General features: G+C 50.4%; 14 protein-coding genes, 1 pseudogene and 1 CRISPR repeat array. All 15 genes and pseudogenes read left to right on the forward strand.

The features are described 5' to 3' along the window. The first annotated feature begins 277 nt into the window (after positions 1–277). The gene (locus GFC01_RS16255; RefSeq protein ID WP_152948210.1) at positions 278–997 is read left to right on the forward strand and encodes a helix-turn-helix domain-containing protein; all 720 of its coding nucleotides are present in this window, start codon (positions 278–280) and stop codon (positions 995–997) included. A gap of 40 nt (positions 998–1,037) precedes the next feature. Further along, complete coding sequence (locus tag GFC01_RS16260; RefSeq protein ID WP_152948211.1) at positions 1,038–2,114, forward strand: IS630 family transposase; 1,077 nt, start codon at positions 1,038–1,040, stop codon at positions 2,112–2,114. Positions 2,115–2,139: 25 nt separating this feature from the next. Further along, positions 2,140–2,962: a CRISPR direct-repeat array (repeat unit 30 nt; unit sequence GTGTGAAGCCTACCTATGAGGAATTGAAAC). Positions 2,963–3,292: 330 nt separating this feature from the next. Continuing rightward, positions 3,293–4,840: an IS21 family transposase gene (gene istA / locus GFC01_RS16265; protein WP_152948212.1), complete on the forward strand. Its 1,548-nt coding sequence runs from the start codon at positions 3,293–3,295 to the stop codon at positions 4,838–4,840. Then, entirely contained in the window at positions 4,841–5,581 is a 741-nt protein-coding gene (gene istB / locus GFC01_RS16270) for an IS21-like element helper ATPase IstB (protein WP_152948213.1), read from the forward strand. It begins immediately after the preceding gene. Positions 5,582–5,906: 325 nt separating this feature from the next. Then, the gene (locus GFC01_RS16275; protein ID WP_152948214.1) at positions 5,907–6,239 is read left to right on the forward strand and encodes a hypothetical protein; all 333 of its coding nucleotides are present in this window, start codon (positions 5,907–5,909) and stop codon (positions 6,237–6,239) included. A gap of 329 nt (positions 6,240–6,568) precedes the next feature. Next, positions 6,569–7,564 carry an aldo/keto reductase gene (locus GFC01_RS16280; RefSeq protein WP_152948215.1) on the forward strand — a complete coding sequence of 332 codons (996 nt, stop codon included), beginning with the start codon at positions 6,569–6,571 and terminating at the stop codon, positions 7,562–7,564. 64 nt (positions 7,565–7,628) lie between these two features. Beyond that, entirely contained in the window at positions 7,629–8,834 is a 1,206-nt protein-coding gene (locus GFC01_RS16285) for an iron-containing alcohol dehydrogenase (RefSeq protein ID WP_152948216.1), read from the forward strand. A 23-nt stretch (positions 8,835–8,857) separates the two neighbouring features. Continuing rightward, entirely contained in the window at positions 8,858–9,721 is an 864-nt protein-coding gene (locus tag GFC01_RS16290; RefSeq protein ID WP_152948217.1) for an aldo/keto reductase, read from the forward strand. 41 nt (positions 9,722–9,762) lie between these two features. After that, a complete protein-coding gene (locus GFC01_RS20050) occupies positions 9,763–10,017 on the forward strand; it encodes an NADPH-dependent FMN reductase family protein (protein WP_341474054.1) in 255 nt (84 codons plus the stop codon). Then, on the forward strand, positions 9,924–10,289 hold the full coding sequence (locus GFC01_RS16295; RefSeq protein WP_341474055.1) for a flavodoxin: 366 nt from the start codon (positions 9,924–9,926) through the stop codon (positions 10,287–10,289). Before GFC01_RS20050 ends, GFC01_RS16295 begins: the two co-directional genes overlap by 94 nt. Positions 10,290–10,307: 18 nt before the next feature. After that, positions 10,308–10,730, forward strand: coding sequence for a (R)-mandelonitrile lyase (locus tag GFC01_RS16300; protein WP_152948218.1), 423 nt, complete (start codon positions 10,308–10,310; stop codon positions 10,728–10,730). A 283-nt stretch (positions 10,731–11,013) separates the two neighbouring features. After that, a pseudogene (locus GFC01_RS16305) lies at positions 11,014–11,388 on the forward strand (MerR family transcriptional regulator); the annotation flags it as partial. A 280-nt stretch (positions 11,389–11,668) separates the two neighbouring features. Then, a complete protein-coding gene (locus GFC01_RS16310) occupies positions 11,669–11,953 on the forward strand; it encodes a hypothetical protein (RefSeq protein ID WP_152948220.1) in 285 nt (94 codons plus the stop codon). Positions 11,954–12,736: 783 nt separating this feature from the next. Further along, positions 12,737–14,122, forward strand: a complete 1,386-nt coding sequence (locus GFC01_RS16315; protein WP_152948221.1) for a cytochrome ubiquinol oxidase subunit I — start codon at positions 12,737–12,739, stop codon at positions 14,120–14,122. Then, positions 14,113–14,693, forward strand: a 581-nt coding sequence (gene cydB, locus GFC01_RS16320) for a cytochrome d ubiquinol oxidase subunit II (RefSeq protein ID WP_152948222.1), incomplete at its 3' end; no start/stop codon positions are given. The genes GFC01_RS16315 and cydB, both read left to right, overlap by 10 nt.

A 14,693-nucleotide genomic window follows, 5' to 3' on the forward strand; every position in this document is an offset into this window, starting at 1 on the left:
TCTGGTATTCTGGAATGGGAACGGCTTGTGCAGTCCCTCCCCCCGGAAATTAATCATTTGGGCGTAGTGGGTGCGCTTGGCCACGTCAACACCTACAATTAAGGTTTCGGGTGTGATCATGGCTAGTACCGTGACATAAAAATCCCTACCAACCTATTGGCAACATAAAAAATTCTTGCAAAACATCCATAATTATGGTACACTGTGGGTAAAATACCATTAGCGAGCCAATCTATTCATCATTAATGGCTGTTTTTGAAAGGAGATTGTGAACTAAATGCATTGCCCGCAGTTACCTGCTGAACAATCTCTGGTCCTGGGTGAAAGGAGGTATGCCAGAGCCGCCCAGGCCCTGGGTCAAGATGTGTTGCTCCGGTTAATCATTTTCGTCCTTTACGTATTAGGGTTTCCCCGGGAGCTGATTGCCAAGCTTTTCGGCTACCAGGTTCCCGGTGTAAAAACACTGGTGGATCGCGTACTCAGCAATGGCTTAGAAGGTTTTGTCGATCACCGGAAGATCAAAATGATCCCGGAAGAAAAACCGGTGACCATTACCCAGGGGGAAAGTTATAAGCAAATCCACCTCCTGGACAAAGTCATCGTGATTCCCGATCATGATCGCTTAGCGAAGAAGGTGCTCAGCGTCACTTTAACGGAAGCGGGGCTTCTCTCCAATGCCGAAGGAGCGCAAATTCTAGGTTATACCCCCCAGGCTTTCGGCCGTCTTCGGGAAAGGTACCGGCAAAAGGGCAGCGCAGGTTTAATTGACCAGCGCCAGGGGCAAAAAAGCGACTACAAGGTTACCCCAGAAGTAAAGGCCGAGCTCATCTACCAGGTCTGTACCAGGATTGCCGAAGGGATTCCCTTCTCCAGCGAAGACATCTGGGCCGCCTTAAACGAACGCTTTCCAGAGAAGAAGATCAGCCCCCGGACCGTGCGCTACCATTTAAACCGACTGGGATTCCCCCAGGTGAAAGGATTGGTTAAAAAAAACTAAAGAGCGCTATTACCCGGTTAAACCGGTAGAAATTAAAGAAGTGTTCCAGCTTGCCCGTTCCCAGAAAGAAAGTTATCGTCTGGTTTGCCGGGTGCAGATGGTTCTCCAGGTGGTGGCCGGTTATTCTTTGCAAATGGTTGCCGCCTACCTACACCGGAGCGTAAAAACCGTCCAAAAATGGTTAGACCGGTTTTCCCGGATGGGTCCCAAAGGACTTTTAGATCTTCCCCGGAGCGGTCGCCCCCAGGTGTATTCTCCGGAGGTCCGCCTGAAAGTGGTCGGTTTGGCTTGCCAGTACCCCGGTAAAGAATACCTTCCTGGGGTCACCCACTGGTCGGTAAGAACCCTGGCGCAGATTATTCGCCAGCGCTTTGCCGAAATAGGAAAAATCAGCCGGGAAACGGTGCGGCGCATTTTAAAGGCGCACCACCTGCAGCCCCACCGGATTAAGTACTTTTTAACGCGTACCGACCCGCATTTCTTTCAAAAAGCAGAGCAGGTGCTAAAGCTATACCAGTCACCTCCCGAGGATGGAGTGGTTATTTGCGTAGATGAACGTACTGGCATTCAGGCGTTAGAAAGAAAGCACCCGGGCCTGCCCATGCTTCCCGGCCACTGTCAGAAGCAAGAGTTTGAGTACAAACGGCATGGTACATTTTGTCTGATTGCTGGGCTGAACATCGCCACCGGAAAAGTTTTCGGCCAGTGCTACGAGCGCCATACAAACGTAGAGTTCCGGGATTTTTTAGAGAAGTTGCTGGCCTCATTTGCCAACCAGAAACTTTATATCATTTTAGATAACTTAAAAACCCACCTTCACAGCAATGTCCAGGAGTTGGTAGCTAAGCACAACATTCAGTTGGTTTTTCTTCCATTCCATGGCTCCTGGCTAAACCAGATCGAAATCTGGTTTAGTATTCTAAATGGAAAGTGCATCCACCGTGCTGATTGGAAAAGTATTGCAAAAGGCATGGATGAGGTAATGAAATTTATTGTTACCTGGAATGAGAACTGGGCACACCCTTTTAAATGGAAATTTACAGCTGACGATCTCAAGAAACTACTGGGCGTTGAAGAACAGATTAAACTGCCAAATTCAGCCTCTTTTATGGCGTGAATTTATGGGTCACGGTACTAGTTTAGTGTGAAGCCTACCTATGAGGAATTGAAACAGTTCCTTTCCCGCCCGGTGACAATCTCCCTACCCCGTGTGAAGCCTACCTATGAGGAATTGAAACAGGAGGGTCAGGTGATTGACACGGTGGTCAGGTCCGGTGTGAAGCCTACCTATGAGGAATTGAAACACCGGCAACAATCCGTTTCTGGTTGCGATGGTGGAGTGTGAAGCCTACCTATGAGGAATTGAAACAGAACATGACCACCGGGGTGGCCGCTTCCTGCCTGCCGTGTGAAGCCTACCTATGAGGAATTGAAACAGAACATGACCACCGGGGTGGCCGCTTCCTGCCTGCCGTGTGAAGCCTACCTATGAGGAATTGAAACAGGAGGGTCAGGTGATTGACACGGCGGCCATATCCGGTGTGAAGCCTACCTATGAGGAATTGAAACCAAGAAGACCACCTCCGGAAGGAATGGTTACTCATTGTGTGAAGCCTACCTATGAGGAATTGAAACCGCCACTGGCTCGTCCCGGGCCCAGGCGCCCGCAGTGTGTGAAGCCTACCTATGAGGAATTGAAACCGGTATAGCCAGCGTGCGGGCACCCACAGCAGGTAAGTGTGAAGCCTACCTATGAGGAATTGAAACAATCCGCCTGGGCGAAAAGGCCCTGGCCCAGAGCGGGTGTGAAGCCTACCTATGAGGAATTGAAACGATTTTGGAAAATGGTTTTCACGGGGATTTTCGGTGTGCGAAGCCTACCTATGAGGAATTGAAACAACCTTCCGGGGCGGGCCGGTTGGCGCGGCCCAGAGGGTGTGAAGCCTACCTATGAGGAATTGAAACACGAATAAGGAGGTGATACCCATGTCCCTTCCAGCCGTGTGAAGCCTACCTATGAGTGCATATTCCAACCGAAAACGACCACCCATTCCAATCTAATCCGACCACCGCTTCCAATCTAAATCGACCACCCATTCCGAAGTAAACCGTCCATTCATTCCGATTGATTGCGACCACTTTTGCCAACTGGTTGGAATTGGTGGTCGTATTGCCAGGAATTAGTGGTCGCTATCTTTCGGAACGAGCAAGCGGCGCATAAGACAACGAACCAAAGGAATTTTCCTCCTCCCCATTAAATTCAAGCAATAAGACTACCAACGGGAGGAGGAGACAATGCCCAGAAGGAGGTTGTCTATGCGCAAGATCAAAGAAATTTTACGGTTAAAATGGGAACTCAATTTGGGTATCAGGCAGATCGCCCGCAGTTGCAACTTATCCCACAGCACGGTCAGCGAATACCTGGCGAGAGCCCAGGCGGCCGGGATCACCTGGCCGATTCCCGTGGATTTGGACGACACCGCTTTAGAAAAACTGCTCTTTCCTGGGAACAACTCCGCCCGGCGTTTTTCCCCGGAGCCGGACTACAACTGGATTCACCAGGAACTGAAGAAAAAGGGCGTCACCCTGCAACTTCTCTGGACGGAGTACAAGCAGCAGCACCCGGAGGGCTACCAGTACAGCCGGTTTTGTGAGCTTTACCACATCTGGCGCAAGACTATCGATCCCCCTTTGCGCCTGGTTCACAAAGCAGGAGAGAAGATGTTCGTTGATTATGCCGGACTGGTGATGTATATCACCAATACTGCCACCGGCGAAAAGAACCCGGCCTACATTTACGTGGCCGTTTTAGGGGCCAGCAACTACACCTACGCCGAGGCCACTTTAACCCAGGACCTCTATGCCTGGATCAGCGCCCACTGCCGTGCCTTTGAGTTTTTCGGTGGCGTAACGGAAATCGTGGTTCCCGACAATACAAAAACAGCTGTTCTTAAACCCTGCCGGTACGAGCCGGATTTAAACCCCACTTACCACGAAATGGCCACCCATTACGGCACGGTGATCATTCCTGCCCGGGCCGCCCACCCAAGGGACAAGGCCAAGGTCGAAACGGGTGTGCAGGTTGTCGAACGCCAGGTCCTGGCTCCTTTGCGCCACCGCACCTTTTTTAGCCTCGTCGAGTTAAACCAGGCGATTCAAATTGGCGTCCAGGAATTAAACCAACGCCCTTTCCAAAAGCTCGCGGGCACCCGGTACCAGCTGTTTGTCACCCTGGACAAGCCGGCTCTAAAGCCGCTGCCCGGCCAGCGTTATGAGTTTGCCCTCTGGAAAAAGGTCCGGGTAAACATTGACTACCACGTGGAGGTGGAAGCAAACTACTACAGCGCCCCTTACCAGCTGATTCATAAAGAGGTCGACGTTCGGATAACGGCCAATACGGTTGAGCTCCTGCATAAAGGGCAGCGGGTGGCCGTTCACCGGCGTCGGTTCGGCAAGGGCGAGTACAGCACCGACCCTCTCCACCGGCCGGAAAAGCATCAAAAGTACCTGGAGTGGACCCCGGAACGGATCGTAACCTGGGCCAAAACCACTGGCCCGGACACTGCCCGGATGGTTGAAGTCATTCTTTCCTCCCGGCCCCACCCCGAACAGGGTTACCGCTCCTGTTTAGGTGTCATGCGTCTGGGTGAGAAGTATTCCCCGGAACTTTTGGAAGCGGCCTGCCGGCGGGCTCTGGCCAGCGGTGCATACGCTTACCGCCACGTTAAATCAATCCTCGAAAAAGGGTTGGATCGGGTGCCGCTGGAGGAAGCAAAACTTGCGCCCCGCGAGCATCCTAATCTACGGGGAGCGGCTTATTACGCCCAGAAGGGGGTGCGCTAAATGCTGGCCCAGCAGACTATCGAGCGCCTTCATCAGCTGCGCCTGACCGGGATGGCCCAGGCTTTTGGCGCCCAATTGCATGATACCGGCTATCACGACCTTTCCTTCGAAGAGCGCTTCGCTCTTTTAGTGGAGCAGGAGTGGCTCCACCGGCAAAACAAACGGCTGGCCCGTTTGCTACGCCAGGCCCGGTTAAGGCTTACGGCCTGTTTAGAGGATATCGACTACGTAACTCCCCGCGGCCTGGACCGGGGGTTAATGAAAAGTCTGGGCACTTGCCAGTGGATTCGGGAACACCTTAATATACTGATTTCCGGTCCCACCGGTGTGGGGAAAACTTTTCTCGCCTGCGCCCTGGCCAACGCGGCCTGCCGGCAAGGTTTTTCCGCCCGCTATTACCGGGTCTCCCGGCTGCTGCAGGAGCTCTCCCTGTCCCGGGGAGACGGCTCCTACCCCCGACTTTTAAGCCAGCTGGCCAAGATAGAGCTTTTGGTGCTGGATGATTGGGGTCTGGCTCCCTTTACCGATTCCAGCAGCCGCGACTTGCTGGAGGTGATTGACGACCGCTGGCAGGTCCGCTCCACCATCGTGGCCAGCCAGCTCCCCCTGGAACACTGGCACGGACTGTTCCCGGACCCCACCGTGGCCGACGCCGTTCTGGACCGGCTGGTGCATAACGCTCATAAAATCAATTTAAAGGGGGAGTCCCTGCGCAAAGTTAAGTCATCGCTTTCAGGATAAAACACCATCCTAAAAATGCTGGCAATGCCTATTTTCACCACTATAAGGGAGAGACCATGATGGATTCATTATATTTCAAGCGGGGGCCTCCAGAATGGATCAGGATCATTATATGGAGGAAACCCACTTGCTTTAAATCGGCCAGTGTTGTTAGATAAGGGGTAAGGGCGTCGCTTCGCTCCGAGAGTGGTCGTTTTCACCTCGGAACAGGTGGTCGAATAACCTCGGAATCAGTGGTCGAATTCATCGGAATACGAATGAGCGACGTAAGCGGTTAAGAAGGCCTTTTAGAAAGCCATCAAAGAGGCTTAAACCCGGTGAGAAGTTGCCGGTAAAACATTCCGGTATTGTGAATAAGCTCGTTCAACAGGTTGTTAAAGGCCGTGACCCTTTCCCGTTACGTGCTGAAAGGTTGATCCAGGAGGTTTTTGCCCGCTGTGTTGTCGACCGTTCAGTGGAACTCGGTTTAATTCCTGATCCCCTCCACCTGGTCCTGGGCGGCGATGGTTCTTCTATCCGCACCGGTGCCAGCCATTACGGTGTCAAGGTTTGTGATTGCCGTAAAAAGGGTATTTTCAATTGTGATTGTCCACGCCGTCATTCAGAGGCCTGGTTTTTTGTTGTCTTTTTATGGTACCATTATTTCCCAATTACCTGAGTTTCTTTCTTATCCCCTTGTTGTATATTCCTTCCCGTGAAAACATTTAATGGTATGTTCACTTTTTTTACCTGGGACTTTCTAACTGTTTCCGAAACCACTCATTCCAATGGAACCAGGCGAGCGAGGAAAAGTAAGATAACAAGTAGGCCCAACGGTTTGGGCAGGTGAGGGGCTATGCATGGGGTATTTACCAGATAACGGCAGAAAAAGCAAGCTAGAAGTAGTCCCAAAGATAGCCGCTAAGATTTATACTCTAAAAGGTATTGACTTGGAGTTAACTCCAGCATGTATATTCTAATGGTGGATAAAAAATAGGAGGGTTACATATGGAAAAACGAAAAATTGGAAAAAGTTGCCTTGAAGTTTCAGCAATCGGACTGGGATGTATGCGGATGAGTTTTGGCCAGAATCCTCTTCCTGACAGGAAGGAGATGACTGCGCTCATCAGCAAGGCAGTAGAACTGGGCGTTACCTTCTTTGATACAGCTGAAGTCTATGGGCCGTACACTAATGAGGAACTTGTAGGAGAGGCTCTGGAACCGTTCAAGGGCGAGGTGGTGATTGCCACCAAGTTTGGGTTTGATCTATATCCTGACGGAAGACCGGGCTGGAGGGGCCTCAACAGTCGACCAGAGCATATCAAAAAAGCTGTAGAAGGTTCTCTCAAGAGGCTCAGGGTAGAGGCGATTGATCTCTACTACCAGCACCGCGTGGATCCAAATGTACCCATTGAAGACGTGGCTGGAGCGGTAAAGGATCTCATCCAGGAAGGCAAAGTAAAGTACTTTGGACTATCAGAGGCAGGAGCCCAAACCATTCGCCGCGCTCATGCTGTCTGTCCGGTGGCTGCGGTGCAGAGTGAGTACTCTTTATGGTGGCGGAAGCCTGAAGAGGAGGTGCTTCCCACCTGTGAAGAACTGGGCATAGGGTTTGTGCCTTACAGTCCTCTCGGAAAGGGTTTTCTCACTGGGACTATAGACGATAAGGCTCAGTTTGATCCCTCAGATATACGCAGCAGTATTCCTCGCTTTCAACCTGAAGCAATACGGGCAAACCTTGCTTTGGTTGACTTTATAAAGGAAATCGCCCGCAGAAAACAGGCAACCCCTGCCCAGATAGCCCTGGCCTGGCTTCTGGCTCAAAAACCCTGGATCGTTCCCATCCCCGGGACCACAAAGCTGGAGCGGCTTAATGAAAACATAGGAGCGGTATCCGTGACTCTCACCCAAGAGGATCTAAGAGAAATAGCCGAAGCACTTTCACACATTCCCATCCGGGGAGAGCGATATTCTGAAGAGGCAGAAAAAATGACGTACCGCTAAACCCCTTTGCGGTAAGTATCAATGTTACTACGCTCCAAAAAATTTAAATCTGGAGGTATTACCTATGATGAAATTTGAATTTTATAACCGAACCCGGCTCATCTTTGGTGCGGGTTCGCTGGCGCAGTTAGGAAAAGCGGTACGTCCGTATGGTAAAAAAGCACTGCTCGTCATTGGTGGAGGAAGTGTAAAGAAAAGCGGAGCATTTGACCGGGCGGTATCCAGCCTGAAAGCAGCGGGTGTTTCAGTGGTGGAATTCTCAGGTGTTGAGCCAAACCCCCGTCTGTCAACTGTAGTGCGCGCTGCAGAGCTGGCGAAAAAAGAAGCATGTGATGTGGTTATAGGTATGGGTGGCGGTAGCGTCATGGACGCCTCAAAAGTAATTGCAGCTACAGTCCTTTATGAAGGCCATCCCAGGGATATGCTAATGCGTGCAGAAAAAATGCCCAGGCTGCCAGAGCGAGCTCTTCCCATTATCACTGTTCCTACCCTGGCGGCAACTGGTTCGGAAATGAACAACGGTGCGGTGATCACAATTGACGATGAAGGAGAAAAGCTAAAAACATTCGTTCAGGCCGACGTTCTCTATCCTCGTGTGGCAGTGGTGGATCCTGAACTTACGGTGACAGTACCCAAAAATCACACAGCTTTTGGGGTGTGCGACATAATAACCCATGTGACCGAGGGTTATTTTAACGGTATAGACGGGACTCCTCTTCAGGACAGATTTGCCGAGGGAGTGATCCTTACTGTCCTGGAGTGGGGACCAAAGGCGGTTATTGATGGAAGTGACCTGGAAGCGCGCACTCAGGTGCAGTGGGCGTCGATAGTTGCTCTCAATGGCTGGGTACAAGTAGGAACAAACGGAGCTTACCCTGTTCATATGATCGAGCACACACTTTCCGCACTCTACGATATCCCCCATGGAGCAGGATTGGCAGTCGTGAACCCAGCCTGGATGCGCTTTGCTGCGAGGGTCCGTCACGACCGTTTTGCCCAATTTGCTCAGCGTATATTTGGCCTTTCGGTAACGGGCAAAGACGACTTGAGCCTGGCCATGGAGGGTATTAATAGGTTTGAAGAGTTTTTGCGTTCCATAGGTTGTCCCACGCGCCTGTCGGAATTGGGCATTGGAGAAATTACCGAAGAAGCGCTTCTCCGTTATGCAGAAGATACGCTGAAAGTGCTTCAGGATGAAGAAGGAAGGCTTCCAGGTCGTCCCCCTCTGCGAAAGGAAGATATCGTAGAAATACTGCGTATGGCAATGTAATTAATTCAACAGGAGGGATTAACATGCAAAAGGTGATTTTGAACAACGGTGTTGAAATGCCTATACTGGGCTATGGTGTCTATCAAATTACCGATCTTGAGCAGTGTGAACAGTGTGTTTATGAAGCCATCAAGGTAGGTTATCGGTTGATCGACACGGCAGCTGCCTACATGAATGAAGAAGCGGTTGGCAAGGCTATTAAGAGGGCAATCGAGGAAGGTATGGTGAAAAGAGAAGAACTATTTATTACTACAAAACTTTGGATACAAGACGCGGGCTATGAGACGACCAAGAAAGCATTTGAAAAATCGCTTAAAAGGCTTCAGCTTGACTATATCGACCTTTACTTGATTCATCAACCGTTTGGCGATGTGCATTGTGCCTGGCGGGCTATGGAGGAGCTTTATCGTGAAGGATTAGTCAGGGCAATAGGTGTCAGTAATTTCCAACCAGACCGTTTGATGGATTTAATAATTCACCACGAGGTAGTTCCCGCTGTGAACCAAATTGAAATCCATCCTTTCTACCAGCAAACAGAAAGCATCGAGTTCATGAAGAAATACAATGTACAGCCAGAATCCTGGGGTCCTTTTGCAGAAGGCAGGAACAACATCTTTCAGAATGAAGTTTTGGCATCTATAGCCAAAGAGTACAATAAAACAATTGCGCAGGTGATTTTGCGCTGGCTGGTTCAAAGAGGGATAGTCACAATCCCGAAAACGGTGCATAAAGAAAGGATGATTGAAAACATTGGCATATTCGACTTTGAATTAAGTCAAGAGGATATGGAAAAAATTGCAACATTGGACACCAAAAAGAGCCTGTTCTTATCGCATAATGATCCGGAAACCGTGAAATGGCTTGGCACGCTTAAATTTGATATATAGTGGGCAAATGAAAGACAGTGATTTTGAAAGGAGTATAGGAATTGGCGTATTCAAAGATTCTTATCGCTTATTTTTCTCGCAGAGGAAATAATTATGTAGGCGGCAGTATTTTAAATCTGCCGATTGGGAACACAGAGGTAGTAGCAAAGAAAATAAAGGAATTAACTGGTGGCGACATGTTTGAAATAAAAACAGTTAAATCATATCCGGAAGACTATACAGAAACAACAGAGGTAGCAAAGGAAGAAAAAGGCAGAACGCCAGACCAGATCTTGCCAATAAACTCGATGATATAAGCCCCTATGAAGTGATTTTCCTCGGCTACCCCAATTGGTGGGGAACGATGCCGATGGCAGTTTGCACATTTTTAGAGTCTTACAATTTTGCAAGAAAGACCATCGCTCCGTTTTGCACCCATGAAGGCAGCGGAATGGGAAACAGTGAGCGCGACATCGAGAGACTTTGCCCGAATGCAAGGGTGCTGCCCGGTTTAGCCATTCGCGGAAGTAATGTTAACAAAGCAGACAAAGATATTGCAGTCTGGCTTAAGAGACTTGGTATATCATAAGCGAAAGGGGAAATAAGAATGGATAAAACCGAACCAAGTAACTTGGTCAGCAGTATAATTTTTCCAAAGGGGCAACAAGTTACAAGTGAATATTTCATAGGAAGGACCTGGGTTGAAACGCTGGTTTCTAACGACAGCGTATTTAATTGTGCAGTCTATAATGTTACCTTTGAGCCGGGAGCAAGGAATAATTGGCATAAACATCCCGGCGGACAGATTTTGCTTGTTACCGGAGGAAGAGGCTATTATCAGGAAGAAGGCCGGCCTGTAAAGATAATCAAAGAAGGCGATATTGTAAAAATCCAGCCGGATGTAAAGCATTGGCATGGAGCGGCTCAGGATAGTTGGCTTTCTCATATCGCGATTACAACCAATCCTCAAAAGGGTGAAGTTGAATGGATGGAACCTGTTTCTGATGAATATTTTTGCAGATTAAAATAGAGGAAAAAGATGCGTAGTGAAAAATGTTTATAAGGCAAACTTGGTTTAGAAGCTTCTGTCGAAGACAAATCAGTAAATCGGTGGAAGGCTCGCTTAAACGGCTTAGAGGTAATACAATTGACCTGTTGAGGAAATGGTTGGAGTAATACAGGATTTTAAAAATAAGCATGAATTATACTCAGTTTCTTAAAATAGTAGCACGGGTAGTGCTACTATTTTAAAGCCCTTGACTTGGAGCTAACTCAAAGTATTAAATAATATCGGACATTGGAGGTGAAACCAGATGACGATTGCGGAAGTAAGCAAAAAATTTGGTCTTTCACCGGATACACTCCGCTATTATGAGCGTATTGGACTGATCCCCAGTGTTAATCGCAATGAAGGTGGTATCCGGGATTATACGGAGGAAGACTGTAAGTGGATTGAATTTATCAAATGTATGCGCAGCGCAGGTATTCAAGTTAAAACACTGATTGAGTATATTACTCTGCTCCAGCAAGGTGACGAAACTATAGAGGCCAGAAAGCAAATCCTTGTCGAGCAACGGGATAAACTTCTTTTCCGCATTGAAGAGATGAATCGAGTGCTGGAAAGGTTAAATTTTAAAATTGTAGAATATGAGACTAAGCTTATTCCGGCAGAAAACAAGTTAAAAAGATTGGCACAACATCTAGTCTATGAAAAGACGACCTGTTGTGTGATAAGTTCAAGTAGGGCCAGGGGTAGCGCCAAGGTTTGGGCCAACATTGGGCCAAATTTTGGCCTTCGTGAAACAGAAAAGTAGGCCCATAGGCCTATGGACCTACTTTGTGCCTACTCTACTTGTGGTTTGGACTTGTGGTGTACAACCAATACCGCTGCGTCAGGGAAACGCAAGACAAACTCGTGCAGGCGGTCCCACACTTCGCCCATTTCCCAGGCCGGTCCTCAACCTTGCTGTGAATCCTCTGGAGCGGGTCAAAGATAATCAAGTCGGGCTGGTAATCCTCGCAGACCTCGACCAATTTGTCCACCCAGTAAGGGTTATCCAGCTTCACGCCCTTGCGGCGCACCCAGCGGACGCTGTCCATATTTATGGCTTTAACCTCCTGCCGGAAAAGGTGGAGGTTCTGCTTGATGGCTTTTTGGAGGTGGATCAGGCGCTGATTAAGGATCTAAAAAAGTTTCTGGACGGTGCTAAAGATAAGGCTGTGGAAGAAATAACCAGGGGATCTGATCCATAATAGACAGCCTTTCCCCGGCAGGAATGCCGCGTGCCTGTGGTGGAGGGTGGTTTCGAGGGATGAGGAACAGGCGGGGAGATATGGTTAAAATTGAACAAATTATATCCCGGGGAAGGGGCGGGAAATGCTTGACAGGGAAAAATGGGGAGCTTATAATTAATTAAAAGTATACCTGGTTAGTATAAATTCTAAAAAAAAGAATTGTTATTACAAACGCCGGTTTTGAGGGACAATTTTTATAAAACCATAAAGTTCAAGTTTAAAACTATGGGAATCGGAGGGTGCCCCGGGAGCCATGCCGGGTGTCGCCAGCGGTGATAACCGGCGGACCATTATTATATTTGTAATCGCTCAGTAAAACCACTACCATCGGCACGGTGCCGCCTGACACTCACCAAATATGCAGGGATTCTTTGTCATTTATTTTCTTTGTTTTTCCGGTAATTTGTATTGCAGTGATTGGGGGAACTGGTGAGTGCCGGATGCTTAAACCTGCGGCACCAATTTGAAAAGGTAACTTACTGAAACGGCAAAAAGATGACAGCAAGCTCTGAACCCGCATTTTATAAGGTCTTTTAGGTTTTTAATGTATACCTGTCCAGTATACATATGCATGGCGGTTTTCATTTTTAAAGCCTCTGACGACCAATAACTACTTGGGGGGAGGGATATGTCGAGATAAAGTGCCGTCTGAAAAAATTTTGTTCGTGGTAAAGGAGTATGAAGGAATTTATTTTATTCTTTGTGGGTTGGTTAATCGATAGTTTAGAAGGAGGGAAATCTATGGAAGCACTGTTGCTGGCCCGCTGGCAGTTTGCCATCACCTCGGTCTACCACTTCCTGTTTGTTCCTTTGACCCTGGGTCTTTCCGTCCTGGTGGCCATCATGGAAACCATCTATGTGCGCACGGGGAATGACACCTACAGGCAGATGACCCGCTTCTGGGGCAAGCTGTTCCTGATCAACTTCGCCATGGGCGTGGTCACCGGTATCGTACAGGAATTCCACTTCGGTATGAACTGGTCGGAGTATGCCCGCTTTGTGGGCGACATTTTCGGCGCCCCCCTGGCGGTGGAGGCCCTGGCCGCCTTCTTCCTGGAGTCCACCTTCCTGGGGGTGTGGTTGTTCGGCTGGGATAAGCTGCCCAGGGCCCTGCATGCCGCCGCCATCTGGCTGGTGGCCTTTGCCTCCAACCTGTCGGCCTTCTGGATTCTGGTGGCCAATTCCTTCATGCAGGAGCCGGTGGGTTATGTGCTGCGCAACGGCCGGGCGGAGATGACCGACTTCGCCGCCCTGTTGACCAATCCCCACGTGCTCTACCAGTACCCCCACACGGTGCTGGCCGGCTTCACCACCGCCGCCTTTTTCGTGATGGGTATCAGCGCCTACCACCTGCTGCGCAAGAAACACACGGACTTTTTCCGCCGTTCCTTTAAGCTGGGGATGGTCACGGGGGTGATCAGCATCCTGCTGGTGACTACCATTGGTCACTTCCAGGGCCAGCACCTGGTCCAGTCCCAGCCCATGAAAATGGCGGCCGCCGAGGCCCTGTGGGAAAGCGCCGACCCGGCTCCCCTGAGCCTGGTGGCGGTGATTGACGAGCAGCGGCAGACCAACCACTGGGAGATCAGCGTCCCCGGCCTGGTAAGCTTCCTATCCTATAACACCTTCAGCGGTGAGGTCAAGGGGATTAAAGATATCCAGGCCGATTATGAACACAGGTACGGTCCAGGCAATTACATCCCGCCGGTGACCTCCGTCTTCTGGAGCTTCCGCCTCATGGTGGGGGTCGGCCTGTTGATGGTCCTGCTGGTCCTCTGTGCTCTGTACTTCTGGAGTAGAGGACGGCTGGAAGAAAGGCCGTGGCTGTTAAAGGCCCTGCTCTGGAGCATACCCCTGCCCTACATTGCCAACACCGCCGGCTGGTATATGGCCGAGGTGGGCCGCCAGCCCTGGATCGTCTACGGTTTGCAGCGGGTGGAGCAGGCCGTTTCGCCCGTGGTGTCCGCCGGCGCCGTGCTGACCACCATGGTGGTGTTTACCCTGGTGTACGGTGTGCTGGCGGTGGTGGATGTGTACCTGTTGTCCAGGGCGGTGAAGCAGGGGCCGGAGGATGCCGCTGCAGCCCCGTCCCTGGAGCAAGCCGGGGAGGTGTCTTTATGGACTTAAATGTTCTCTGGTTCATCCTGATTACCGTTCTCTTTGTGGGGTATTTCTTCCTGGAAGGTTTTGATTACGGCGTGGGTACCCTGGTGCCCTTCCTGGGGAAAAATGATGCGGAACGCCGGATGCTGATCAATACCATCGGTCCCTTCTGGGACGGCAACGAGGTTTGGCTCTTAACGGCCGGCGGGGCCATTTTCGCCGCCTTTCCCCACTGGTATGCCACCCTGTTCAGCGGTTTTTACCTGGCCCTGTTCCTGATGCTGCTGGCCCTCATCGGGCGGGGGGTGGCCTTTGAGTTCCGCAGCAAGGAAGACCGCCCGGGCTGGCGCAACCTGTGGGACTGGGTGCTCTGCGCCGGCAGCCTGGTGCCCGCCCTGCTGTGGGGCGTGGCCGTTACCAACCTGGTCAAAGGCGTACCCATTGACAGCCACATGCAGTACGCCGGCAATTTCTTTACCCTCCTGTCCCCCTACACCCTGGTGGGCGGGCTGGCCACACTGCTGCTCTTTACCTTCCACGGCGCCCTGTTCCTCTCCCTGAAAACCGGGGGCGAACTGGTGGAACGGGCCCGCGG

Origin of the sequence: Desulfofundulus thermobenzoicus (assembly GCF_009428905.1) — a bacterium.
GTDB lineage: Bacteria > Bacillota > Desulfotomaculia > Desulfotomaculales > Desulfovirgulaceae > Desulfofundulus_A > Desulfofundulus_A thermobenzoicus.

Excerpts from the sequence above, each read along its gene's own strand:
- istA (WP_152948212.1), top strand. The coding sequence starts at position 3,293 with ATGCCCAGAAGGAGGTTGTCTATGCGCAAGATCAAAGAAATTTTACGG.
- GFC01_RS16280 (WP_152948215.1), top strand. The coding sequence starts at position 6,569 with ATGGAAAAACGAAAAATTGGAAAAAGTTGCCTTGAAGTTTCAGCAATC.
- GFC01_RS16285 (WP_152948216.1), top strand. The coding sequence starts at position 7,629 with ATGATGAAATTTGAATTTTATAACCGAACCCGGCTCATCTTTGGTGCG.
- GFC01_RS16300 (WP_152948218.1), top strand. The coding sequence starts at position 10,308 with ATGGATAAAACCGAACCAAGTAACTTGGTCAGCAGTATAATTTTTCCA.
- GFC01_RS16290 (WP_152948217.1), top strand. The coding sequence starts at position 8,858 with ATGCAAAAGGTGATTTTGAACAACGGTGTTGAAATGCCTATACTGGGC.
- GFC01_RS16315 (WP_152948221.1), top strand. The coding sequence starts at position 12,737 with ATGGAAGCACTGTTGCTGGCCCGCTGGCAGTTTGCCATCACCTCGGTC.
- GFC01_RS16255 (WP_152948210.1), top strand. The coding sequence starts at position 278 with ATGCATTGCCCGCAGTTACCTGCTGAACAATCTCTGGTCCTGGGTGAA.
- istB (WP_152948213.1), top strand. The coding sequence starts at position 4,841 with ATGCTGGCCCAGCAGACTATCGAGCGCCTTCATCAGCTGCGCCTGACC.